This is a genomic window from uncultured Acetatifactor sp. (assembly GCF_948601915.1).
GTDB lineage: Bacteria > Bacillota > Clostridia > Lachnospirales > Lachnospiraceae > Acetatifactor.
Genome location: NZ_CAPDXS010000055.1, coordinates 1 through 24,544 on the forward strand (window position 1 = coordinate 1; position 24,544 = coordinate 24,544).

Annotated in this window: 22 protein-coding genes, 1 tRNA gene and 1 pseudogene; 20 read left to right on the forward strand and 4 right to left on the reverse strand. The window is 57.1% G+C overall.

Annotated features, from left to right (window positions below):
• The first annotated feature begins 27 nt into the window (after positions 1 to 27).
• The 3 genes from Q2B33_RS11125 (at position 28) to Q2B33_RS11135 (ending at position 3,754) form a co-directional block, all read left to right on the forward strand.
• Positions 28 to 423, forward strand: coding sequence for a hypothetical protein (locus Q2B33_RS11125; RefSeq protein WP_300914000.1), 396 nt, complete (start codon positions 28 to 30; stop codon positions 421 to 423).
• The gene (locus tag Q2B33_RS11130) at positions 372 to 2,933 is read left to right on the forward strand and encodes a hypothetical protein (RefSeq protein ID WP_300837294.1); all 2,562 of its coding nucleotides are present in this window, start codon (positions 372 to 374) and stop codon (positions 2,931 to 2,933) included. The genes Q2B33_RS11125 and Q2B33_RS11130 overlap by 52 nt, the downstream gene beginning before the upstream one ends.
• Before the next feature lie 422 nt (positions 2,934 to 3,355).
• A complete protein-coding gene (locus tag Q2B33_RS11135; protein WP_300766066.1) occupies positions 3,356 to 3,754 on the forward strand; it encodes a 4'-phosphopantetheinyl transferase superfamily protein in 399 nt (132 codons plus the stop codon).
• 5 nt (positions 3,755 to 3,759) lie between these two features.
• On the opposite strand, the gene Q2B33_RS11140 is transcribed toward Q2B33_RS11135, so the two are convergent.
• The gene (locus Q2B33_RS11140; protein WP_296471567.1) at positions 3,760 to 4,068 is read right to left on the reverse strand and encodes a hypothetical protein; all 309 of its coding nucleotides are present in this window, start codon (positions 4,066 to 4,068) and stop codon (positions 3,760 to 3,762) included.
• 81 nt (positions 4,069 to 4,149) lie between these two features.
• Between Q2B33_RS11140 and Q2B33_RS11145 the strand changes: the two genes are divergently transcribed.
• The 17 genes and pseudogenes from Q2B33_RS11145 (at position 4,150) to Q2B33_RS11225 (ending at position 21,889) form a co-directional block, all read left to right on the forward strand.
• Positions 4,150 to 4,935, forward strand: coding sequence for a sugar phosphate isomerase/epimerase (locus Q2B33_RS11145; RefSeq protein WP_296471564.1), 786 nt, complete (start codon positions 4,150 to 4,152; stop codon positions 4,933 to 4,935).
• 302 nt (positions 4,936 to 5,237) lie between these two features.
• Positions 5,238 to 5,816 carry a type III toxin-antitoxin system ToxN/AbiQ family toxin gene (locus Q2B33_RS11150; RefSeq protein WP_300565779.1) on the forward strand — a complete coding sequence of 193 codons (579 nt, stop codon included), beginning with the start codon at positions 5,238 to 5,240 and terminating at the stop codon, positions 5,814 to 5,816.
• A 47-nt stretch (positions 5,817 to 5,863) separates the two neighbouring features.
• Positions 5,864 to 6,331, forward strand: a complete 468-nt coding sequence (locus tag Q2B33_RS11155; RefSeq protein WP_300565777.1) for an 8-oxo-dGTP diphosphatase — start codon at positions 5,864 to 5,866, stop codon at positions 6,329 to 6,331.
• A gap of 150 nt (positions 6,332 to 6,481) precedes the next feature.
• Complete coding sequence (locus tag Q2B33_RS11160) at positions 6,482 to 6,673, forward strand: hypothetical protein (protein WP_296471559.1); 192 nt, start codon at positions 6,482 to 6,484, stop codon at positions 6,671 to 6,673.
• 161 nt (positions 6,674 to 6,834) lie between these two features.
• Positions 6,835 to 7,413 (forward strand): CDP-alcohol phosphatidyltransferase family protein, encoded by a 579-nt coding sequence (locus tag Q2B33_RS11165; protein ID WP_296471557.1) that lies wholly within the window; start codon positions 6,835 to 6,837, stop codon positions 7,411 to 7,413.
• Positions 7,414 to 7,500: 87 nt separating this feature from the next.
• Positions 7,501 to 7,911 (forward strand): annotated as a pseudogene (locus Q2B33_RS11170) (ATP-binding protein); the annotation flags it as partial.
• Between the two features lie 22 nt (positions 7,912 to 7,933).
• Positions 7,934 to 9,877 (forward strand): ABC transporter ATP-binding protein, encoded by a 1,944-nt coding sequence (locus Q2B33_RS11175; RefSeq protein WP_300565772.1) that lies wholly within the window; start codon positions 7,934 to 7,936, stop codon positions 9,875 to 9,877.
• On the forward strand, positions 9,864 to 11,639 hold the full coding sequence (locus Q2B33_RS11180) for an ABC transporter ATP-binding protein (protein ID WP_300565770.1): 1,776 nt from the start codon (positions 9,864 to 9,866) through the stop codon (positions 11,637 to 11,639). The genes Q2B33_RS11175 and Q2B33_RS11180 overlap by 14 nt, the downstream gene beginning before the upstream one ends.
• 185 nt (positions 11,640 to 11,824) lie before the next feature.
• A complete protein-coding gene (gene pfkB, locus Q2B33_RS11185; RefSeq protein ID WP_300565769.1) occupies positions 11,825 to 12,775 on the forward strand; it encodes a 1-phosphofructokinase in 951 nt (316 codons plus the stop codon).
• A 128-nt stretch (positions 12,776 to 12,903) separates the two neighbouring features.
• Positions 12,904 to 14,547 carry a phosphoenolpyruvate--protein phosphotransferase gene (ptsP, locus tag Q2B33_RS11190; RefSeq protein ID WP_300565767.1) on the forward strand — a complete coding sequence of 548 codons (1,644 nt, stop codon included), beginning with the start codon at positions 12,904 to 12,906 and terminating at the stop codon, positions 14,545 to 14,547.
• 309 nt (positions 14,548 to 14,856) lie between these two features.
• Positions 14,857 to 15,816, forward strand: a complete 960-nt coding sequence (locus Q2B33_RS11195) for a hypothetical protein (RefSeq protein ID WP_296471544.1) — start codon at positions 14,857 to 14,859, stop codon at positions 15,814 to 15,816.
• A gap of 219 nt (positions 15,817 to 16,035) precedes the next feature.
• Positions 16,036 to 17,016, forward strand: coding sequence for a hypothetical protein (locus Q2B33_RS11200; protein WP_300565763.1), 981 nt, complete (start codon positions 16,036 to 16,038; stop codon positions 17,014 to 17,016).
• Positions 17,017 to 17,149: 133 nt separating this feature from the next.
• Positions 17,150 to 18,169: an adenosine deaminase gene (gene add / locus Q2B33_RS11205; protein ID WP_300565761.1), complete on the forward strand. Its 1,020-nt coding sequence runs from the start codon at positions 17,150 to 17,152 to the stop codon at positions 18,167 to 18,169.
• Between the two features lie 60 nt (positions 18,170 to 18,229).
• The gene (locus Q2B33_RS11210) at positions 18,230 to 19,123 is read left to right on the forward strand and encodes a sugar phosphate isomerase/epimerase (RefSeq protein ID WP_300565759.1); all 894 of its coding nucleotides are present in this window, start codon (positions 18,230 to 18,232) and stop codon (positions 19,121 to 19,123) included.
• A 14-nt stretch (positions 19,124 to 19,137) separates the two neighbouring features.
• Positions 19,138 to 20,298 (forward strand): Gfo/Idh/MocA family protein, encoded by a 1,161-nt coding sequence (locus Q2B33_RS11215; RefSeq protein ID WP_300565757.1) that lies wholly within the window; start codon positions 19,138 to 19,140, stop codon positions 20,296 to 20,298.
• Positions 20,299 to 20,321: 23 nt separating this feature from the next.
• A complete protein-coding gene (locus tag Q2B33_RS11220) occupies positions 20,322 to 21,683 on the forward strand; it encodes an MATE family efflux transporter (protein ID WP_300565755.1) in 1,362 nt (453 codons plus the stop codon).
• Between the two features lie 53 nt (positions 21,684 to 21,736).
• Positions 21,737 to 21,889 carry a hypothetical protein gene (locus Q2B33_RS11225; protein WP_300565753.1) on the forward strand — a complete coding sequence of 51 codons (153 nt, stop codon included), beginning with the start codon at positions 21,737 to 21,739 and terminating at the stop codon, positions 21,887 to 21,889.
• A gap of 61 nt (positions 21,890 to 21,950) precedes the next feature.
• Here Q2B33_RS11225 and Q2B33_RS11230 read toward each other — a convergent pair.
• The 3 genes from Q2B33_RS11230 to Q2B33_RS11240 all read right to left on the reverse strand — a co-directional run bounded on the left by Q2B33_RS11230 (position 21,951) and on the right by Q2B33_RS11240 (position 24,487).
• Positions 21,951 to 22,023, reverse strand: a tRNA-Thr gene (locus Q2B33_RS11230).
• A gap of 119 nt (positions 22,024 to 22,142) precedes the next feature.
• Positions 22,143 to 22,433, reverse strand: coding sequence for a hypothetical protein (locus Q2B33_RS11235; RefSeq protein ID WP_300565751.1), 291 nt, complete (start codon positions 22,431 to 22,433; stop codon positions 22,143 to 22,145).
• A gap of 326 nt (positions 22,434 to 22,759) precedes the next feature.
• Positions 22,760 to 24,487: a penicillin-binding transpeptidase domain-containing protein gene (locus tag Q2B33_RS11240; RefSeq protein WP_330691370.1), complete on the reverse strand. Its 1,728-nt coding sequence runs from the start codon at positions 24,485 to 24,487 to the stop codon at positions 22,760 to 22,762.
• Positions 24,488 to 24,544: the final 57 nt, after the last annotated feature.

A 24,544-nucleotide genomic window follows, 5' to 3' on the forward strand; every position in this document is an offset into this window, starting at 1 on the left:
TGCTGTCGGCGGGAGGGGTGACGGCGCATGCGCTGGAGAGTCGGGGGGAAGTTCGGAGCCTTTCGGAAAGGGATGGGGGGCTGGGATGTGGCGGAGCGCAGGAAGGCGGCGGGACGCAGGCTGGTGCGCAGGCTGGCACGCCGGGGGATGCTTCTGGTGCGGGGCAGCAGGATGGGGGCGGAGTGCAGGAAAGCGTGCTGGGGAATGCTTCTGCTGCGGGGCGACCGGGTGGGGGTGACGGTGGTTTCTGGCTTGGGGAGGACTTGGCTGGAGATTTGGGCGGGGATTCTGGGGAGGACTTGTCAGGAGACTTGGGCGGGGATTTCGGGGAGGACTTGTCCGGGGACTTGGGCGGGGATTCTGGGGAGGACTTGTCAGAGGACTTGGGCGAGGATTCCGGGGAAGACTTGTCTGGAGATTTAGCCGGGGAATTTGGCGAGAATCTGGGCGCTGCGAGGGAGGCGGCTTATTCTTTGGCGGCTGAGGGGAGCGGAGGGCTTGATTTCAGCGATGGAAATACAGCCACAGGAGACCTGGAGACAGACGGCTACCAGTGGGATGCGGGCAGCAAGACGCTTAAGCTGAAAAATGCCACTATAAGCAACGCTGTGATTCTGCCTGACGATACGGTGACGATTGAGACGGAGGGGAAATGCTTTATTAGCGAGTTGCGTATTTGCAAAGATCCGGATAAAACACATCTGACCTTTTCCGGAACAGGTGAGCTGACGGTTGAAAACCAAATCAACATCTCCGGGGGCGATGGCAATATTCTCACAGTAGCGAAGTATGTTCATATCATAGCAAAAGGCGGTATCAACATTGGCACAAGCGGTGGAACGAACTCTACTGTGACTGTCAACGGAATCCTGACTGCAACGGGGAGCGCTTCGCCCGAGGCAGATGGCACTTTATATTATCCTAACGCTATATCCGCAGGAAAGGTAGTCGTGGGTGCCGGCGGCCTGTTGAATGTTTCCGGGAAAAAAGGCGTGGCGCTCAACGGTAGCAGCAATGACTTCACCGGCGCATTTACGGTGGAGAGGGGCGGCTGCTTCACCGCAGATTGTGAAGAGTTTAATGTCAGGGTGTATTCGGGCTTGGATAGATTTCCCGATGGAAGCAACGCGGACCAGGCAATCAGCATCCCGGAGGGGTACCTGCCCACTGACTGCGAGGTGAAGCGCTTGGATGGAGAAGTCCGCTTTGTGCGGAAAAGCACGGGCATAGAGTACACAGGCCCCATGTCTATCCACGAGAACCATGACTTTTCGGGGGACTGGAAGAAAGACGAGACGGCGCACTGGAAAGAATGCAAGTTCGCAGGATGCGACAAGAAAAGCGGGTATGCAATGCACCGCTTTGACAGCGATGCCTGGAAATGTACCGTTTGCGGTTCCGCGCTGAACATCACGCTCAACGGCGCGGAGGGGCTGGTCTATAACGGGCTGGCGCAAAAACCAGGTGTCACGGTCACGGTGGACGGCGTGGCGCTGGAGGCATCGAAATACGATACGGTTTATCGCGATAATATTGACGCCGGAGAGGCATATGCCACCGTTGCGGGAAAGGACGGCCTGGGCTTTGAGCGGACGGAGGCATTCCGGATCGCCAAAGCCACGCCCGCGATTACCTGGGGGAGCGCCGCGCAGACCGTAGTCTATTCCGGCAGCCAGGCCAAAATCGCGCCGCCTACGGTGACGCTGGTGAACGGCGAGGGCTTCGAGGGGGAGATTATCTACTCCTATACGGCAAATGGCAGGGCCGCGGACGCCTCTGCCCTGCCTACCGATGCCGGAACATACAACGTCAAGGCCAGCATCAAGGAACAGGGCAACTACACCGCTGCGGAAAGCGGCATATTAACGCTGACAGTGGAGCAGGCCGACCATCCGCTGCCCCTGCCGCCCAGGACTATGAATGTGGCAAGGAAATACGACAAGGTAGGCATGGTGGAGCTTCCGGAGAAATGGGAATGGCAGGAGGCGGATAAGGACACGGCCCTTGAGATTGAGGTCCCATTGGCAGCCACGGCGGTCTATACGGGAGAGGACAAGGCCAATTATAAGAATGTGACATGTGCCGTGACCATCACGAGGGCGGACTGCGAGCATGAAAAGACGGAGCTCAGGAACGCGGTTGCGGCCACTTGCCAGCAGAAAGGCTACAGCGGGGATACCTGGTGCCTGGAGTGCGGAGAGCTTCTGACAATGGGGGCACAGACAGAGCTGGCAGACCACAGCGGCGGCACGGCGACCTGTATCAGCGGCAAAATCTGTAGCGTATGCGGCACAGAGTACACCGAAAAGGACAGCGCGAACCATGTGCACAAGGAAACGCGCGGACAGCAGGACGCCACCTGTACCGTGGACGGCTACACAGGTGATGAATTTTGTGCGGACTGCGGTGCAGAAATCGGTTCCGGCACGGCAATTGCGGCCCTGGGCCACGACTGGCATGTTACCAGCCAGGAGGAGGCCACCACTACAACCGAGGGGAAACGAATCTACACATGCGCCAGGTGTTCGGAGACGAGAGAGGAGACCATACCGAAGCTGCCGGAGGACCATAAGCATGATTACAAGGCCGTAGTGACAAAGGAAGCATCCTGCACGGAGAAAGGGGAGAGGAAATATACCTGTGCCTGTGGGGACAGCTATACGGAGGGCATCCCCGCGCTGGGCCACAGCTATGAGAGTGAAGTCACGAAGCAGCCTACAGCCTCCGAAGAGGGCGTGAGGACCTACACCTGCAGCCGCTGTGGGGACAGCTATACCAGAACGATCGAGAAGCTGGCGGGTGCTGCCGGAAGACCCGTAGAAAGCCCCCAGACCGGGCAGCCATGGATACCGTGGTGGATCATGGCTGCGGACGCGCTGATAATCGCCATGGGAATAGGCGGACTCTTCGCGGCCAGGAGGAAAAGGGCATAGGAGGCCCCATACGGTTGACAACTGGCCCTAAATGCGATACCTTAATTACAGGACGCATAGAGGGCCTGTTTCATGTCTTCCGGGAGGAGGCATTTATGGCATAAGGGGGATTTCCATGAGAAGAGCCGTAAAAAGTACCATATTCACCATATAGGGACAGTGGCAGGGCGGATATAGGGGACGTGCCGGAACACATGTGGACGGGCGAGGCAGATATAGAGGCTGCGCCGGAACATATGCGGAAGGGCGGAGCAGATATAGGGAATGCGCCGGGAAGCAGGCGAGGAGCACCTTTCGGAGCTGCCGGAAGGGTAGATTTAAAACGATATTCCGTCAAGAAATTACTGGAGAGCCTATATGGGAAACCGCCGGCGCCTATTGCCTATGTCTATGGGAAAGAGGGAAAGCCATATTTCAGGGACTTGCCCTTTTATTTCAATCTGTCCCATTCCGGGGACTATGTCCTCTGCGCCGTCTCCTCGGCGGAAATCGGGACGGACATCCAGCAGCACTGCGGAAAGAATGTGGAGAGGCTTGCCAGGCGCTTCTTTACGGAGCGGGAAGCGGCAGCGCTGGAGCAGGCAGGAGAGGAGCGGGAGACGAGGGAAAGGCTGTTTTACCGGCTGTGGGCCAGGAAGGAGGCCTACGGGAAGCTGACCGGGAAGGGCATTGCGGCGGCTCTGGAGGTGGATTTCCTGCCCGGAGGGACTGTTTCGTCCCCATATGGGTGCAGTTCGGGCGAGGTAGGCGGAAAGCGTCTGCTGTGGGAAGAATATGACAGCATAGCGGGATACAGCATTGCCCTTTGCCGGTATGGCTGACCTGTCTATTTTTCATAGTCGGCCAGGAACGGATCGCCGATGTCCAGCCGGACAGGAGGCCTCTGCGGAGGGGAATCGGGATTCGGGGCCGGTGAAGGAACCGGCGGCGCGGACAAGGCCTGGGCAGGCGGACAGACCGTGGGGATGCAGGGCGGCCCGAACTGTCTGCCAAACTCCAGGTTGGCCTGGATCAGATTGTACTGCATCAGCAGCTTCAAGGTCTGGGAGAGACATTCCGGCGTATTGCAGTTCACCTCACAGATATCCTTGAGGGAATGGGAGAGATTTAAGATATCCAGGGATGTAATGGCCATGCTGACCTCCGCGGGGGACTTTCTCTACATTATATTCCGGCAGCCGCCAGACTGTGCGGGAATGCTTGCGAGGTGTTAGAAATGCTATTTGGTATGCCGACCCTGATAGAAACCAGCACGCTCGAAGAGTGCGCGGTGCTGTGTAAGGATTTTCATTTGGATTTTATAGAGCTTAACATGAATCTGCCCCAATACCAGTTGACGGAAATCGATATTGCGCGTTTTAGGAAAACGGCAGATGCATTTGGGATTTCGTATACCATTCATTTGGACGAGAATCTAAATGTCAGTGATTTTAATCCCTATATTGCCGATGGATATCGGCGCACGGTGGCAGAGACCATTGCTTTGGCTAAGGAACTTCGGGTTTCCATCATAAACATGCACCTGCCCCGGGGCGTGTACTTTACGCTTCCGGATAAGAAAGTGTATCTTTATGCGCAATACCTGGAGCGATATTTGAAAAGCATGGCGGGTTTCAGGATTCTGTGCGAATCGGCCATCGGCGAATCGGATATCAGAATCTGCATAGAAAACTGCGATGGGTATCTATTGTTCCAAAAACAGGCGCTGGGCGTTCTTCTGGAATCTCCTATATTTGGACTGACATTCGACATCGGCCATAATCATGGATGTGGCGGCATGGATGAGCCGTATATCCTTGAGAAGAAAAGCCATCTTTGCCATATGCATATGCATGATGCGCTGGGCAGGAAAAACCATCTGGCCATTGGCGCAGGCGAATTGGATATGGGCAGATACCTGAAGCTGGCAAAAGAGAGGAACTGCTCCGTAGTATTGGAGACGAAAACCATCGATGGATTGAGGCAGTCGGTAAACTGGATGTGCCAAAGAGACCTGATATAATAAACTCAGAATACACCAACTCGTAATTCAGCAATTTGCGAAGTAAGAAACGGTAGAGAAAAGATTCAAAAATCAGGGAAAATGATTGACATATACACCCGGATTTCGTACAATAATAACAGAGAGCAGCGATGCTCAAAATCAGGTGTCTCCCCACCAAAAAGCGGGAAGCTGTAAAATCAGGCGTTTCCCCACCAAAAAGCGGGAAGCTGTAAAATCAGGTGTTTCCCCACCAGAAAGCGGGAAGCTGTAAAATCGTGGGTGGGATTTCCCCACCCACTTCTTATAGGTGAAAGGTCACTATGGGCAAGATTGGCATCTACAGTGTTTCGGACAGATATATCGTTTTTCTCCGGTCTGATTCCCGACTACAGAACGTGTTTGACAATAAAGAAGGATTCCGTTCCCATACCCGCAAATATCTGGGTATTGTGTTCATGCAGGATGGATTTCATTACTATATTCCGTTTTCTTCTCCTAAAAATTCCGATTACATTATTAGACAGGACGGCACAAGAGAGATACGAAAAAGCATCATACCGATTGTCCGTATGACGACAACAGATACGGCGACAGGTACTTTGGAACTGAAGGGTACGCTGAAGCTGAGCAATATGATTCCGGTTCCGTTCAGTGAACTTACGCAGTATCGTATTTCGGACGAGGCGGATTTACATTATAAACAGATCGTGATGAAGGAATATTCGTTCATTACTGCTAATTTGCCTATGATTCTCAAAAATGCCAGCGTCATTTACAGGCAGAAGACCAACGCAGACAAGCTTTTCGCGGACAAGAAAGCGCCGAAATACATAGAAAATACCGTGGATTTCAAATACGCGGAAAGTAAGTGCAAGGAATTTGAATCTATGGACAAATAGATACGCAGTGCCATAAAACACCAACGAAAGAGAGGTACAAAAGCAAAATGGAGCGTTCGGAAGATGTGATCCTTACGAATATGTGCATGGTCTACGACGGCAACAAGGTGCTGGTGCAGGAGAAGATATTGAGAGGCGACAGGAAAAAGGATCGTTCCAAAGGAATCATCTTTCCCGGCGGCCATGTGGAGAGGCATGAGCCGATCGTGGATTCCGTCATCCGCGAAATCTATGAGGAGACGGGCCTGACCATAGAGAATCCCAGGCTCTGCGGCATCAAGAATTGGGTGAGGGAGGACGGGAGGCGCTACATCGTCTTCCTGTTCAAGACGGACAGATTCTCTGGAGAGCTGAAATCCTCCGATGAGGGAAAGGTCTTCTGGACAGAGCTGGAGGATCTGCCGGACATGCCCTTCCTATGGCACATGGACCGCATGCTGCGGATATTCGATAAGGAGGAATTCGCGGAGCTGTTCCTGGAGGTGGAGCACGACTGGAGGCCGGTATTAAAGTAAATGTCTGCAGATATCTGGCCGTCCGGCCTTGCTGCAGGCATAATGCATGATGCTTAAGGCCCAATAAGGGCTTTACACTTTACCAAAGGGCTGTTATAATCATTCATAACAGATACGCACAGAGGGCGCTTTGGAAAGCGGGGTGACAGTATGCCAAATGGTCTTGAAATTACAAAAGCAGCAATCGACGATTTTAAAGAGATTCAAGAGTATATGGTGATTGCAAAAGAAGAGAACGCGGACAGGACATATGCTAAGCTGAAGAGGAAATACCTGGCTTTAAAAGCGATTCTCCAGGTGGCAGGCGTCAACCTGACGGATATTGACGAAATCAAGGAATAAAATGCAGCATCAGCCGTGAAACGGGTGCGGAGCCTTTTCTGGACAGCAGAGGGCTTTGCACCTTTCTTGCTTTCCGGCAGCCGGAAGACCGGAAAGGTCGGCCGTGACGTGACGGATGCAAGACAAAGCGCTGAAATACAGACGACAGGAGGCATACAGACATGTATACTGACAAGGAGGCTGAAAACAGGATAATCACAATCCCCAATCTTTTGTCCGCATTCCGGCTGGTTCTGATTCCGGTATTCCTGTGGACATACTGCATCAGGGAGGAATACTTGGTGACGGCGGGGCTGCTGCTTCTCTCCGGGCTGACGGATCTGGCGGACGGCTTTATCGCCAGGCGCTTCCACATGGTGAGCAACCTGGGGAAGATGCTGGACCCAGTGGCGGACAAGCTGACCCAGGCGGCCATGCTCATCTGCCTTGTGACGCGGTTTCCTATGATTGTGTTCCCGCTGGCGCTCCTGGCCGTGAAGGAGGCCTCGGTGGGAATCACTAACCTCCTGGTCATCCGGAAGTCCGGCAGGGTCACAGGCGCGGCCTGGCACGGCAAGGTCACCACGGCGCTGCTATATCTCATGATAGTGGTTCACCTGATATGGTTCCATATTCCGGCGGCAGTCTCCAATGGGATGATAGCGGTGTGCTTTGGGGTGATGCTGTTTTCATGGGCGACCTACATCTGGTACAATATAAAGTCCCTCACCGGGAAAGGGACAGGTCCAAAAAAGCATTGACAGATGCTGCCAAATTCCCTAAAATAAAGACTGTATAGAGCCAGGAGATATGTATGATACCGTTAAAAAGGCAGAGCAAAGGCACAGAAATATAGGAACCGCAGGATTGGAGAGCTGTTCAAGGAAATTGACCTGTCAGAGAAGCAGGGAACGGGAATCACCAAAATCCTGAGGGAATTGAGGAAAAACGGCTCTCCGGATCCTGAATTCGATATGGACGAGGACAGGACATATCTGGAAACAATCCTTTATATTCAGAAAGAATTTGACCCGAAGCTTAAAGTGAGCGATAAAGTGAGCGATAAGGAGAAAATGTTCTATCGCCTGTTGCTTGGAGCATTTGTGGAGAGGGAGTTCGTCACCACGAAAACCATGTCCGAAATCACCGGCATGGCGGAATCCGCCACCAGACGCTATCTGCTCCGGTTCCGGGATTTGGGCGTCATCAGGCCGGATGGAAAGAACCGGGGGACAAAATATTATTTATCCGTCCGCTGAATCGGGCGAAAGAGGTGCAATCATGAATAGGTTAATGAAGTACTTAAGCGACTACAAAAGGGAATCCGTCCTGGCGCCACTGTTCAAGCTCCTGGAGGCCTTCTTCGAGCTGCTGGTGCCCTTGGTCATGGCCAGCATCATCGACCGGGGCATCAATGCGGGAGGCGCGGGCGGAGCGGACACGGGCCACATCTGGCGGATGGGCCTGTGCCTCCTGGCGCTGGCGATAGTGGGCCTGGTGTCCTCCATCACGGCTCAGTTCTTCGCCGCCAAGGCGGCAGTGGGCTTCTCCGCAAAGCTCCGCCAGGCCCTGTTCGACCACATCCAGGGCCTGGACTTCACCAACATCGACAAGGCCGGCACATCCACCATGATTACCCGCATGACCAGCGACGTGAACCAGATCCAGTCCGGTGTGAACCTGGTGCTGCGCCTGTTCCTGCGGTCCCCCATCATCGTCTTCGGGGCCATGATCATGGCCTTCACCATCGACGTGAAGAGCGCGCTGGTGTTCGTGGTGGCCATCCCGCTGCTGGCCATCGTGGTCTTCGGCATCATGATCTGGACCATGCCCCTGTATAAAAAAGTTCAGGCAAACCTGGACAAGGTGCTGGGGATCACCAGGGAGAACCTGACAGGCGTCCGCGTCATCAGGGCCTTCCACCAGGAGGAGGTGGAGGAGGGGCGCTTCCGGGGCTTCACCAAAGCATTGGCGGACAGCCAGATCTTCGTGGGGAAGATCAGCGCCGTCATGAATCCCGTCACTTATGTGATCGTCAACGGAGCCATCATTTTCCTGATTTATATCGGAGCCGTCCAGGTGAACGTAGGGAACCTGACCCAGGGCGAAGTGGTGGCCATCATCAACTACATGTCCCAGATTCTGGTGGAGCTGGTGAAGCTGGCCAACCTGATCATCACGGTGACAAAGGCGCTGGCCTGCGCAGACCGGGTGGCCGGGGTGTTCGAGATTCAGAACCAGGAGCGGCTTGCCGCAGTGCAGCTGGAAGGCGCCTCCGGCGGGAGAGTACAGGAGACACAGACAGAAGCTGTGTTGGGCGAAACGGATCAGGGAATGGCAGAAAGCCCCGAATCAGCAGGCACGGCAGCTGATGGAATCTCTGGAAGCATACCATTCCTACAGTTCGACCACGTCTCCCTGACCTACGCCGGAGCAGGCGCGGAGACGTTGCATGATATTCATTTTTCCGTCAACAAGGGCGAGACCATCGGCGTCATCGGCGGCACCGGCTCCGGAAAGTCATCCCTCGTAAACCTGATTCCCGGCTTCTACCCGGTGACGGGCGGACATTTGCGCCTGGAGGGCAGGGACGTCAGCCGGATTCCTGAGGACGAGCTGCGGGGCATGGTGGGCATGGTGCCCCAGAAAGCGGTGCTCTTCAAGGGTACTATCCGCAGCAACCTCCAGTGGGGCAAGCCCGATGCCACGGAGGAGGAGATGTGGCGGGCCATCGACACCGCCCAGGCCAGAGAGGTGGTGGAAGGGAAGCGAGGCAAGCTGGACGCCGAAATCGCCCAGAACGGCAAGAACCTCTCCGGCGGCCAGAGACAGCGCCTGACCATCGCCAGGGCGCTGGTGCGCAGCCCCCGGATACTGATCCTGGATGACAGCGCCTCCGCTCTGGACTACGCCACGGATGCAAAGCTTCGGACTGCCATCCGCGGCCTGGAGGGCCAGACCACCACCTTCATCGTCTCCCAGCGAGCCTCCTCCATCCGTCATGCGGACAAAATCGTGGTGCTGGATGACGGCGAGATGGCGGGCATCGGAACCCATGACGAGCTCTTGGAGAATTGTGAAGTGTACAGAGAGATCTACTTCTCCCAATATCCGGAGGAACGATTGAAAGCGGCGGGTGCGGGAAACGGAACAAGCGGAAACGAAACAAGTGGAAGCGGAAACGATAGGACAGAGAAAGGAGGACAGAGCCATGGCAGCAGATAAAGGACAGACAAAGAAAAACGGACAGTCCAGCCAAATGGCCGCCATGCGCCAGGTGCTGCGCTACATCCGCAGATACTGGCTGATGGTAGGCTTCTCCCTGGCGCTGGCAGCGGTGACCGTGGTGCTCACCCTCTATGTGCCTATCCTCACAGGGGACGCGGTGGACCTGCTCCTGGGAGAGGGCATGGTGGCTTTCCCGGCGGTCTTCTCAATCATGAAGAAAATCGGCATCGCCGTGGCCGTGACGGCCCTGTCCCAGTGGGTGATGAACACCTGCAACAACCATATCACCTACCATGTGGTGAAGGACATCAGAGAGGACGCTTTCGAAAAGCTGGAGAAGCTCCCTCTGAAATACTTGGACGCCCACGCCTACGGCGACATCGTCAGCCGGGTGGTGGCGGACGTGGACACCTTCGCGGACGGCCTGCTCATGGGCTTCACCCAGCTGTTCACAGGCGTGCTGACGATTATCGGAACCCTGATCTTCATGATGGTCACCAATGTGCCCATCGCTCTGGTGGTGGTGTGCATCACCCCAGTATCCTTCCTGGTGGCCAGGTTCATCGCCACAAGGACATACTCCATGTTCAAGCTTCAGTCGGAGATCCGGGGAGAGCAGACCTCCCTAATCGAGGAGACCATTGGCAATCAGAAGATTGTAAAGACCTTCTCCAGGGAGGAGGCAGTGAAGAGCCAGTTTGGGGAGATCAACCACAGGCTCCAGGGCTGCTCCCTGCAGGCCATTTTCTTCTCCTCCATCACCAATCCCGCCACCCGCTTCGTCAACAGCCTGGTGTACGCAGGGGTGGGGATATTCGGCGCTTTCGTGGCCATCCGGGGCGGCATCAGCGTAGGGCGGCTGTCCTGCTTCCTAAGCTATGCCAACCAGTACACAAAGCCCTTCAACGAGATATCCGGCGTGGTGACAGAGCTCCAGAACGCCCTGGCCTGCGCCGCCAGGATCTTCGAGCTCATAGACCAGGAGCCCCAGGTGCCGGATGCCCAGGACGCCAAAGTGCTGACGGACGCGGCGGGCAACGTGGCTTTGGAGAACGTCTATTTCAGCTATGTGCCCGAACGGAAATTGATCCAGAATTTCAACCTCACCGTGAAGCCCGGACAGCGGGTGGCCATCGTAGGCCCCACGGGCTGCGGCAAGACCACGGTGATCAACCTGCTGATGCGCTTCTATGACGTGGACAGCGGGCAGATCAGGGTGGACGGCACGGATATCCGGGACATCACCAGAGGGAGCCTGCGCACCAGCTACGGCATGGTGCTCCAGGAGACCTGGCTGCGCAGCGGCACCATCCGGGACAATATCCGCATGGGAAAGCCGGGAGCCGCCGAGGAAGAGGTGGTGCAGGCGGCCAGGGCGGCCCATGCCCACAGCTTCATCAAGCGTCTGCCGAATGGCTACGACACTGTAATCGCCGAGGACGGCGGCAGCCTGTCCCAGGGCCAGAAGCAGCTGCTGTGCATCGCCAGGGTGATGCTCTGCCTGCCGCCTATGCTGATTCTGGACGAGGCTACCTCCTCCATCGACACCCGCACGGAGATGCGGATCCAGAACGCCTTTGCCCGGATGATGGAGGGCAGGACCAGTTTCATCGTGGCTCACAGGCTCTCCACCATCCAGGAGGCGGACATCATCCTGGTGATGAAGGACGGCAACATCATCGAGCAGGGCAGCCATCAGGCGCTGCTGGAGCAGAAGGGATTTTACTCAACGCTGTACCATTCCCAGTTTGAGGGCTAAGTGCGCAAAGATTTTCTGAGTGGCCAAGAGGGGGCATACCCCAGCTCTTTAGGAGTGCGGGCATTCTTCCGGATTTGCTCCAGGTTATTGGCTGTTTGTGCTGTGGCATGTTTGAAAGCTGTCGGATAGCTTTGCTCTGTCCGGCAGTTTTTCCATAGACAGGGGAGCGGGATAGGAGGAGTGGGATGGTTTACACAGTTACGTTCAATCCTTCACTGGATTACATCGTCTCGGTGGAGGATTTCAGGTTGGGCCTGACCAACCGGACAGACTCGGAGGTGATTTTGCCGGGAGGAAAGGGCCTGAATGTCTCCATTGTGCTGAGCAATCTGGGGATTGAAAATACGGCTCTGGGATTTGTGGCAGGGTTCACGGGGGAGGAGATTGTCCGCCGGGTGGAGGGGATGGGGGTGAAGTCCGATTTCATCCGGCTTCGGGAGGGGATTTCCAGAATCAATCTGAAGCTGAAATCCATTGACGGCACGGAGATCAACGGCCGGGGCCCCCGGATCGGCAGGGAGGCTGTGGGGGAACTGATGGGGAGGCTCGATGCTCTGGGGGAGGGGGATGTGCTGGTGCTGGCGGGAAGCATCCCCGGCTCCATGCCGGACGAGACCTATGGGAAAATCATGGAAAGGCTGGCCGGGAGAGGCGTGATGACCGTGGTGGACGCCACGAAGAATCTGCTGATGAATGTGCTGGAGTATGGGCCTTTTCTGGTGAAGCCTAACAGCCATGAGCTGGGCGAAATCTTCGGCGTGGAACTTAGGGACAGGGAGGAGGCCATACCCTATGCGCGGAGGCTTAGGGAGCTGGGGGCCGTGAACGTCCTGGTGTCCATGGCCGGTCAGGGCGCGGTCCTGGCGGCAGGGGACGGAGAAGTCTATGCGGCCGCTGCTCCCAGGGGGAAACTGGTCAACGGCGTGGGTGCAGGCGACTCCATGGTAGCGGGCTTCCTGGCGGGATGGATGGAGAGGCATGAGTACGGACACGCTTTCCGCATGGGGATAGCCGCCGGAAGCGCAAGCGCGTTTTCGGAGCTGCTGGCCACCAGGGAGGAAGTCACGGATTTATACAGGCAGACGGCAGGCTCAAGGATGGGAGGATTTGAGGACAGGAAGACTTATACTGCATAACGCTGAATGCTGCCTAATGTAATCATGCGAATGAACCAGTCAGCGTTATGCAGTCTGGTTTCACGGCAAGTGAAATCGTTAAGCAGTATAAGCTATAGAAAGGAAACGCTACCGGAGGTGGGGCAGAGATGCAGGTATATCATGGAAAGAGCGTATGCGGCGGAATCGCCATAGGCAAGGTATCTGTGTACGGCAGGCCGGAGGGCCGCGTAGAGCGGGAGGAGAAACAGAACCAGGAAGCGGAGATCTGCCGTTACCGGGAGGCCGCCGGGATAGCCTTAGAGCAGTTGGACGGGCTGTATGAAAAGGCCCTGCGGCAGGTGGGGGAGGCTGAAGCGTCCATCTTCGAGATTCACCGGATGATGCTGAAGGACAGCGAATTCCAGGGCTCCATTGAGGACATCATCCATACCCTGTCTGTCAACGCGGAATACGCCGTAGCCCGGACGGCGGAGGACCTGGAGCAGAAGTTCCAGGCCTGTGAGGACGCTTATATGAGAGGCCGCGCCGCCGACATAGAGGATATCTCCCGGCGCCTGCTGGCCATTCTCCAGGGCCGGGAGGAGGAGAGGATTCAGGAAAAGGAGCCGGCCATCCTCCTGGCGGACGACCTTGCCCCCTCCCAGACAGTGCAGCTTGACAAAAGTCAGGTCCTGGCTTTCGTCACCGCCCGGGGCTCCCTGAATTCCCATACCGCCATCCTGGCCAGGATCATGGGAATCCCGGCCCTGGTGGGTACGGACATTCCTCTGGACGAAAGCCTGGACGGCAGGCCGGGCATCGTGGACGGCGCGGCGGGCATGCTCTACATCGATCCGGACCGGGAGACCTGTGCCAGGATGCGGAAAGCCCTGGAGGAGGAAAAGGAGAAAAAAGAGCTCTTCCGAACCCTGATAGGCAAAGAGAACCTTACCCTTGACGGCCAGAGCATCCAGCTCCACGCCAATATCGGGAGCATCAAAGACCTGGACATGGTATTGCAGAATGATGCCGACGGAATCGGACTGTTCCGCAGCGAATTCATTTACCTGGAGCGCACCGGCTTTCCCACCGAGGAAGAGCAGTTCCGGATCTACCGCACCGTGGCCGAGGCCATGGGAAAAAAGCGTGCGATCATCCGTACCCTTGACATCGGCGCGGACAAACAGTGCGCTTATTTCGGGATGGAAAAGGAAGAGAATCCCGCCCTGGGATGCCGCGCCATCCGCCTCTGTCTGACCAGAACGGAAATCTTCAAGACCCAGCTGAGGGCCCTGCTGCGGGCAAGCGCATACGGGAGGCTGGCCATCATGTACCCCATGATCACCAGCGTGAAGGAAGTGCGCAGAATCAGGGAAATCGTGGAGGAGGCAAAGGCAGAGCTGGAGGCCCGGGGCCTGCCTCAAGGCCATCCGGAGCAGGGCATCATGATAGAGACCCCGGCCGCCGCGGTGATCAGCGACCTGCTGGCCAGAGAGGTGGATTTCTTCAGCATCGGCACCAATGACCTGACCCAGTATGTGCTGGCGCTGGACAGACAGAACCAGTCCCTGGACGAATTCCGAGACACCCACCATCCCGCGGTGCTGCGGATGATCGAACTGACAGTGGAAAATGCCCACAGGGCCGGAATCCGGGCGGGAATCTGCGGAGAGCTGGCGGCTGACCCGGAGCTGACCGGGGAGTTCCTGGCCATGGGCGTGGACGAGCTTTCCGTAGCGCCGGAGAGGATCCTGCCGCTGCGCAAGGCCATACGGGAGACAGACGTCTCCGAATATCTCCGCACCCGTTAAAGCCGACATGCCCCTGACGCGGGCGGAAACTATCCCAATTCGATGGCGGATCCGGCGGCTGGAGATAGAAAAGAACACGCAAAAAGAATCGGCCGAACGGGCAGGCAAAGCCGAAGCCGGTACTTATACTGCACACCGGTTAAATTTGCAGCGCAACCCGACTGCAGACCGCCAGCCAAGTGCTTTCCCGGAGACGCCACTGTAAATTCTGGCGGTCTGCAGTATAAGGATTCGCCCCGATCCGCCGATATACATTATGGATTCTAATTGTACGCACATATCCACATTTCAAAAATGAGAGGGGCAGCCATGAGAGTACAGAACAACATAACCGTCTTCAGCGGGGATACCCGGAACAATGCCCAGGCAGAATGGACCAAGAAAGAGGGGACGTACAGCTACGACCAGAAGAGCAGGTCCGTATACGCCGGGAATTTCCTGAAGGAATTCCCTCTGCGGGAGAAGATTCAGCAGAAGAAGGCGGAAGCCCAGCAGCGCGCCATGAAGATCGTTGGGGATGCCTGGGACGCGGACAAAGTGATAGATAACGAAATCATGCAGCGCCAGGAGCGCATCGGGGAGCTGAGGGAAGACAACAAAGACGCTATGGAGAGCCTGAAGGAATTCCGCCAGATGGAGGAAGACCTGCGGGAGGGATACGGCGTGGCGGCTGACAGTGAGGAACAGATGGATTTGGAGCTTATGAAGCGCAACGCCCTGGGCCAGAAGCTCACTGAGGAGGAGAAGGAGCGCCTGGCCGAAATCCGGGAGAACGGGATGACGGACTACCAGACCCGGGCCCTGGAACTCGATAAGGTGGCTTCCTATTACCGGAAGGTAATCGCGGAAAATAACATATTGGCGGCTGAAGAGTCGGATGTGATTGAAGATATCCGGGCGGAGCGGAATAAATACCATCCCATGCTGGACGCCCAGGAGCAGGCGGAGGACGTGCTGGCGGCTGCCCGGGAGGAGATCATCGGCATCGTGGAGGAAGAGGCCAAGGAGCACCTGGACGAAGAGCAGGAGGAGCGGGAGGAGCAGGCCGAGGCCATCGAGGAGAAGAGGGAAGAGCAGGAGGAGATTCTGGAGAAGCGGGAAGAGAAGGAAGAGGAGCTGGAAGAGCTGATCAAGGATATGCCCGTGGAAGAGATGACCGACCTGAGCCAGACCATAGACGAGGTCAAGCAGCAGATCCAGAAGGTGCTGAATGAGGTGAACCTCCTGGACGAGGACATCAAGGGCGCCCAGGTGGATTTGAACGCCTGACGGGAAAGAGCGCTGCCCGGGAACGCCGCGGCAGGGAGGCGCTGCTTCGCCGGAAGGCGGGGAACTGCAGAATCAGCCGGTCAGAGCGAAGCTGCAGACATAAAGCAGGACATGGCTGCGGACATCCTGTGGTAGGATATCGGGGAGGGGGCAGCAGACAAGGGCAGGGCCTGACGGGTTTCAGGTCATCTGACGGAACAGAGACGAAGGGGGCATGACATGAACATACAGAGCAACATCACGATTTTCACAGGGGACACCCAGAGCCGCAGCCAGGCGGAGAGGGCCGGGGCAGACCGGAACACCCAGGATTCAAAGGGAAAGAGCGCGACCTTTTACGCCGGGAACCTGCTGACAGAATTCCCCTTGCGGGACAGACTGCAGCAGCGCCGGGCCCAGGCCCAGGAGCGGGCCATGAAGATTGTGGGCGATACCTGGGACGGGGACAGGATGATTGACGGGCAGATCCAGGAGAGCAGGGACCGCCTGAGGGAGTTGCGCTCCACCTATAAGGATGCCCAGGACAGCATCCGGGCCCTGGAGGCAAAGAGCGATGAATGGGCGGCCTATTATGAGGTGGATTCCGACAGCCAGGAACAGCAGGATCTGGAGCTTTTGAAAAAGGAGCAGGCCTCCCAGCAGCCCTGGACGGGCGTCCAGTTGACGAGAGAGGAAGAGGCGGAGCTGGCTGCAATCAAGGACAAGGGGATCACGGAGTACCAGAAGGTTCAGCTTGAGGTGAACGACGAGGCGCTGATTCATCAGAAGACAGCATTTTTCACAGGCCGGAACATCGAGAAGGAAAATGCCGTCATCCGGGGCATCCGGCTGGAACGCCTGAAGAGAGACCCCATGGTGAAGGCCCGGAAGGAGGCGGACCAGGTCATGGAAGCCGCCCGGGACGAGGCCATCGGCATGATTGTGGAGGAGGCCAAAGAGCATATCGACCAGGAGCAGGAGAAGAAGGAAGAGGAAGCCGAGGCCATCGAGGAGAAGAAAGAAGAGCAGGAGGAGGTCCTGGAGAAGCGCCGGGAGGATGAGGAAGAGCTGGAAGAGCTCATGAAGGATATGCCCCTGGAGGAGATGTCCGACTTAAAGAACGCCCAGACGGAGATCCAGCAGGAAATCCAGAACCTGGTCAGCAAGATGAACCTGGTGGCGGAGGACATCAAGGGTGCGAAGGTGGACACCAACATATGAACAGAAAGCGGAAATGCCATGGGGAGGACAGTCCTCGTGGCATTTTGCATAGAGACAATGGAGACAATGACAGCGGCCATGGATTCCGGAAAACACGGCAGATTCATGAGGCGCAGACAGGAGAAGAGGAAAAATGATCGATTTGCATCTACATCTGGACGGCTCCATAGACCCGGAGGATATGCCGCGCCTGGCAGAACTGTCGGGGGCTGCGCTTCCTTCGACGCGCCAGGAGGAATTGCGCAGCCTCCTCTCGGTGGAGCCGGACTGCAGGAACCTGGGGGAATATCTGGAGAAATTCCAGCTCCCCCTCCGGGTATTGCAGACCGGGGAGAGCTTGGAATACGCTGTTTACCGGCTTCTGGAGAGACTGAGTGGGCAGGGGCTGTGCCATGGGGAGATTCGGTTCGCCCCGCAGCTCCATCTGGAGAAGGGGATGAGCCAGGAGCAGGCCGTCAGTGCGGCAGCGGCAGGACTCCTGCGGGGGATCCGGGATTTTGGGCTATCGGCCGGATTGATCCTGTGCTGCATGCGGGGAGAGGGCAACAGGGCGGAGAACATGGAGACGGTGGCTGTGGCGGAGCGCTTTCTGGGGAGGGGCGTCTGCGCCCTGGATCTGGCGGGGAACGAGGCCGCATACCCCACGTACAGGTTCGCCGATGTCTTCCGCAGGGCCGGGGAGCGGGGAATCCCCGTGGTCATCCACGCAGGCGAGGCCGCAGGGGCGGAAAGCGTCAGGACGGCCCTGGAGCTGGGGGCTGTCCGCATCGGCCATGGGATACATGCGGCATCGGACGCGGAATTGATGGAAATCCTTCGGGACAGGGGAATTTTTCTGGAGCTGTGCTATTCCAGCAATCTCCAGACAAGGGCGGTAGGCCTGCCGGAGGAATATCCGCTGGAGAGGTTCCTGGACAGAGGGGTCCGCGCCACCGTCAATACCGACAATGTGACCGTATCCGGCACCAGCCTGAAGAGGGAGTACCTGCTGCTGCAGGAACGGTTCGGGCTGAGCGGGGAGGCGCTGAAGGGCCTGGCGATCAACGCGGCGGAGGCCGCCTTTGTCACGGAAGGGCAGCGGGCGGCCCTGAAGGAGCGGATAGACAGGGAGTTCCCACTGTGGCTGAGCTCCGGAGAGCCAAAAGGGAAGTGACAGAGGGAGAGGACTGTGCTAAAATAGAGATATCGAAAGGATAAAGGAGGGCAGGGACGGATGAAATATGACAGGATCTCTGGCTTTGCGGACGAAATCGCGGAGGATGTGGATACCCAGTTCCGGGTGCTGAACAAGCTGGATATCAGGTATTTTGAACCAAGGGGGATTGACGGGAAGAACATTGCGGAGCTTTCGGACGGCGAGGTGGCCGCGCTGAAGGAGAAGATGGAGCGCTGTGGGATCAAAGCGTCCTCCATCGGCTCCCCCATCGGGAAGATAAGGCTGGACGAGGACTTCCAGGCGCACTTTGAGAAGTTCCAAAGGGTGGTGGACATCGCGGAGAGGCTGGAGGCCGGATATATCAGGATGTTCAGCTTCTATCCCCCGGAGAGGCCTGATTCCGCGGCGGGGGAGGGCGATGGGGCCGCCCACGAGTGGACTGCCGGAGAGCGGGAGGAGGTGATCTGCCGCCTGCGCAGGATGACGGCGTATGCCGGGGAGCGGGACGTGGTGCTGCTCCACGAGAACGAGAAGGGCATATACGGGGATACTGCGGAGCGCTGCGCGGATTTGATGAGGGAGCTGGGCTGCAGGCATTTTCAGGCAGTGTTCGACCCGGCCAACTTCGTGCAGTGCGGCCAGGATACGAAGGAGGCCTATGAGGCTCTGCGGAACTTTATCGCCTATGTGCATGTCAAGGATGCACGGGAGGAAGACGGAAATGTAGTACCTGCTGGGGCCGGGGACGGCAATGTGGGGCATATCCTGAAAGGCCTTTTGGACAGCGGGTATGAGGGGTATCTGAGCCTGGAGCCCCATCTGGGCAGCTTTTCGGGGCTGGCCGGTCTGGAGCTGGACGACAAGATGCAGAACCTCCCCCAGGGCGGAGAGGGCACATTTACGCTGGCATACCGGGCACTGGAAGAGATTTTGGATAAAATAATCAGGTAGGAGGAGCTGTATCCATGGAAAATGTGAGATTAGGCGTAATCGGTTTCGGGAACATGGGAACCGGACATGTGAAAAGCGTGGCGGAAGGAAAGGTGCCGGGCATGGAGCTGGGAGCGATCTGCGACATTGCCCCGGCCAGATGTGAGGCGGCGAGGCAGGAGTATCCCCAGGTCCCGGTATTCGGCGAGGCAGAGGAGCTGTACCGCAGCGGCCTGTGCGATGCGGTGATCATCGCCACGCCCCATTATTTCCATCCGCCCCTTGCCATAGAGGCATTCCGCCACGGCCTGCACGTCATCACGGAGAAGCCTGTAGGGGTCTACACGAAGCAGGTAAAGGAGATGAACGCCGCCGCGGCGCAGTCCGATAGGAAATTCGGCATCATGTACAACCAGCGGACCAATCCGGTATACCAGAAGCTGCGGGAGATGGTGCAGAAGGGGGAGCTGGGCCATATCAAGAGGATCACATGGATCATCACGGACTGGTATCGCCCCCAGGCTTACCACGACAGCAGCACATGGCGCTCCACCTGGAAGACGGAGGGCGGCGGCGCGCTGATCAACCAGAATCCCCATCAGTTGGATCTCTGGCAGTGGATGTTCGGCATGCCGGACAGGATATTCGCCAAGGCCAGCTTCGGCAAGTATTATGACATCGAAGTGGAAGACGATGTGATGGCATACTTCGAGTATGACAATGGGACCACCGGGGAATACATCACCTCCACCGGGGAGGCGCCGGGCACCAACCGTCTGGAGATCGCCTGCGACATGGGCAAGGTCGTGGTGGAGGATAACAGGATCGTCTTCCATCGGAACGTGGTCTCGGAGCGGGAGCACAACAGGGTGAACACGGCCCCCTTCGGAAGGCCGGAGTGCTGGGAGTGCAATGTTCCGGCGGACTTCTCCGGCGGGCCCCAGCATGTGGGCATCCTGAGCAATTTCGCCGCTGCCCTGCGAAGCGGCGCACAGCTTCTGGCACCGGGGGAGGAGGGCATTTTCGGGCTGACCATCTCCAATGCCATACATCTGAGCGCATGGACAGGGGAGACAGTGGATGTAAAGGACTTCCCGGATGAGCGGTTCTACCGGCTGCTCCAGGAGAAGATCGGCGCGTCCACCGTTGTGAAGAAAGAGTCCCAGGTAATCGTGGACAACAGCAAGACATATTAAAAGGACATGTGAGGAGGCAGCTCATGTCGAACGACTTTTCTAAGGGGAAGGTCTGGCGGAATATCATGTCCCAGGCCGTTCCCCTGATGCTGGCACAGATGGTGCTGCTTTTATACAATGTGGTGGACCGTGTCTATATCGGGCATCTGCCGGGGGCGGACAGCATGGCGCTGACAGGCATCGGGCTGGCGTTCCCGCTGACCACGCTGATCGCGGCGTTTACTTATCTCTTCGGCACGGGAGGGACGCCTCTGTTCTCCATAGCCAGGGGGGCGGGCCAGGAGGAGCGGGCGGAACGGATATTGGGAAATACCTGCTCGCTGCTGTTGGGCTGCTCGGTGGCGATATTCCTTTTCTGCTACCTGCTGCGTAGGCCGGTGCTCTATCTGTTCGGGGCCAGCGATGCCTCCTATGTGTATGCGGACGCATATCTGCGCATCTACCTGCTGGGGACTCCCTTCGCCATGCTCTCCACAGGGCTCAACGGCTTCATCAACGCGCAGGGCTATCCGAAGACGGGCATGATGACGACCCTGATTGGGGCTGTGCTGAACCTGGTACTGGATCCCGTGTTCATCTTCGCGCTGGACATGGGCGTGGGAGGTGCGGCCCTGGCCACCATTTTGAGCCAGACGGTATCCTGTGCCTGGGTGCTGCGCTTCCTGACCGGCAAAAAGGCCGGGCTGCATATCCGTAGGCAGAACCTTCCTGTGGACTGGAAGCTGGCCCGGGAAATCGCAGCCCTCGGCATGTCAGGCTTCATCATGCAGGGGACGAACTGTCTGGTGCAGGTGGTCTGCAATGCCACCCTGAAGATATACGGCGGGGATCTGTACGTAGGGATCATGACGGTCATCAATTCCGTGCGGGAGATCCTGTCGCTGCCGGTGAACGGGCTCACCAGCGGCTCCCAGCCGGTGCTTGGGTACAATTACGGGGCGAAGCGGTACGACCGAATCTGCCAGGGAATCCGCTTCACGGCCTGTATGGGCATCCTGTATACCCTGCTGGCCTGGCTGGTGGTGATACAGTGCCCCCATCTGCTGCTGTCGGTTTTCACGGAGGACGCGGCCATGCTGGAGGCGGGAACCGGCGCGCTGAAGCTGTACTTTTTCGGATTCTTCTTCATGGCGTTCCAGTTCACAGGCCAGTCGGCCTTCACTGCGCTGGGATATTCCCGGCAGGCAATCTTCTTCTCCCTGCTGCGCAAGGCTGTGATCGTGGCACCGCTGACGATGATCCTGCCCAGGCTGGGAATGGGCGTGGACGGCGTGTTCTGGGCGGAGCCCATCTCCAACTGCATCGGCGGGCTGGCATGCTTTATTACGATGTATTTCGTGCTGTACCGGAAGCTGAAGCGGGAGAACGTCCAGGGGACAGAGTAGGCGCTTGGCTGCAGACTGCTCTGAAACACGAGGTCTTTGACGGAAACACTTTTATGATACGCCACAATGTGGACAATCGGCTGATTATGGAGCAGATGGGGCACACGAACATCGCCTGTACGGAGAACCATTACCACAGGAACAGGCAGAGTATAGACACGAAAAGCCAGATTATAAGCAGCATCGCGGAATTCCAGGCAAAATAAAAGCCAACCAAATTAGCTTTGGTTGGTTCTGTGGAATCCTGCAAAATTAATGGTTCCAGAAAGCTGCTGACGGGAATCGGACCCGTGACCTCCGCACTACCAATGCGACGCTCTACCTACTGAGCCACAGCAGCACATGAATGTGTTCCGCACTCACAAATGATATTATAGCAAGTTCTGGCAGTCTTGTCAACAAAAAATCTAAATTTTTTGCAGAATTTTTTGCTCAGTTCTTATAAAATTCCAGAGCGGCCTACAGATATTGATTCTGGGATCTGCGCATGAGGAATTTAACCGCATAGCCCTTTTCAGCGCAGATGGAGCGCACTACATCCTCCGCGGTATCCTTTGAATTCTCGTTCACGCAGATGATGCAGGTGTTTTTGCTGCGATGGAAGATGGAGGATTTGGGCCAGCGGATATAGTAGGAGATACGATGGCCCAGGAGCGCCTTCTCGATGAGCTGCTTGCACTCCAGGTCAGCAATTTCGCATAGCTCGATTTCATTGTTCACTTTTACGGAAGTATATAATGGCTGTTCCATAGATGTTCTCCTTGGTTTTGTTGATAGTCAGGAATGTAACGTGATTTCGTATGCCTTGTATACAGGAATTCAGAAACCGACATGATTCCCTATGTTTCAACATTATACCACACTACCATATTTCTATGCAAGCATAGATTGCCAGTTTTCGCCGTTTTCAGACGTTTTCAGACGAGTGGTTTTCGGAAGTTTTCGGATAGCTTCCGGACGAAACATGGGCTGGTGTCAAGGATGCCGCAGTGGCATCAGGGAAGCAAGAGAAAGGGGATGAAAAGGCCGCGATGCGTGTTCAGCGCATCGCGGCCTTTAGGTCAGGCATTATGAAATCATTGCGCATTGGGGTCGATACCGGGATCCTGAAGGGCCTCCTGCTGGGCGGCAAGGTCGCGTTCCGTAATCTCCCAGGCCTGCTGCGCCAGGATGGCCTCATAGTCGGGATTCGCGAAGAACGCGGCATCGTGCTGGCAATGCGGGCTGTCCGAGCCGTCCGCCGTCTCTCCTTCAGGCGTGATGGCCGCGGAGCCCTGCAGAAGGGAAGGATCCTCCTGGAACGGCAGATCCAGATTGCCGGGTACCTTCATCGGGCATTCAGGGCTTGCAGGAAGCAGGTCGTAATGGCAGACATCTCCCACGTAATGGATATTGCAGGGATCTGTAGGGGCCGTTCCCGCGGCAAAGTATTCGCCTCTTGTAGTAGTGCAGACACCCGGGATAGGCTGCAGGCCCGACATGGTGCACACCTCCGCCCGGACGATGCCCTGGGGCGTGGTGAATTTCTCATCGGGCAGGTTCTCATGGACGCGCTTCATGATGGCGGTCCAGAGGGTCTTGGACAGATCCACCTCCCTGCCGGGACGCTCGGTGCGCATATGCACATTGTTGTCATAACCAGACCAGACGCTGCAGGTGTAGTAGGGCGTGAAACCGGCGAACCATACATCGTTGTAATCCGTGGAGGTGCCGGTCTTGCCGGCGATGGCCATGGTGGAACTGAAATTACAGCTGGTGCCGGTGCCGCCCACACCCCTTATCACATCCACCATGGCATCGGTGAGCAGGAAAGCGGTGGTCTCCTTGATGACCTGCCTGGAGGTGGGATTGGTATTGTCTAAAAGGATGTCGCCGTCCGTATTGGTCACCCTGGTGTAGAGCTTAGGCTCTATATAGGCTCCCATATTGGCGATGGCCGCATAGCCGGCCGTCAGCTCCAGGGGCGTGGCGCCGTAGGTCAGCCCGCCCAGAGCCAGCGTCTGGTTGACATCCGTGTAGAAGCGCTCCTCCCCGGTGGAGTCCCTGAGCCATACGCCGTCCGTCAGGGTGGTGAAGCCGAAGTTCAGCAGATAATCATAGCCCAACTGGGGCGTGATGACAGTCTCGGTCTTGGCGGCGACGATGTTCAGGGATTCCCTGATGCCGTCCCGGATGGAATTGATGCCCCGGTAGCCGCTGTACCAGTTCCGGCAGGGAGTGCCGTCGCTGAAGTTGAAGGGAGCATCGAGGTAGGGGGTGGCCAGGGTCTGGCCCGCACTGTCTAAAGCAGGGGCGAAGGCCGCCAGCACCTTGAAGGTGGAGCCGGGTGAACGCTTGGCATCGGTAGCGCGGTTCAGGGTTCGTCTCCCCTCCTTTGTGCCGCGCCCGCCGACGATGGCTACCACATAGCCGGTGGACTGATCCTGGATGGTCATTGCGGCCTGGGGCTGAGCGGTCATGGAGATGGTCTCCAGATAGTTGTCCTCCCTGTCGGCAATCCCCAGATCCGCCAGCATGGCGCTGCGGTAGGTGGCGATGGCCTCATAGGCCGCATCCTGGGAACTGAATATCAGGTTGAAGCCCTTGTCCAGATTGTCTTTGAACCAGGTCATCATGTTCTCTTTGCTGAAATTGTACTGCTGTTCATCGGCACCGTAGACGGTGAGGGCATAGTTTAGGTACCAGTATACGTTCTCGGGGAAGTTCTCCGGGTTGGAGAATTCCTCGTCACAGATTGCCTGGATGGTGGGATCCATGGTGGACTCGATGCGTAGGCCTCCGGAGGTCAGCAGGGTCTCCGCCATGGATTCGCTGTATCCGGCGATATTGATCAGGTCGTCCCTCACCTGCTCGTACACCGC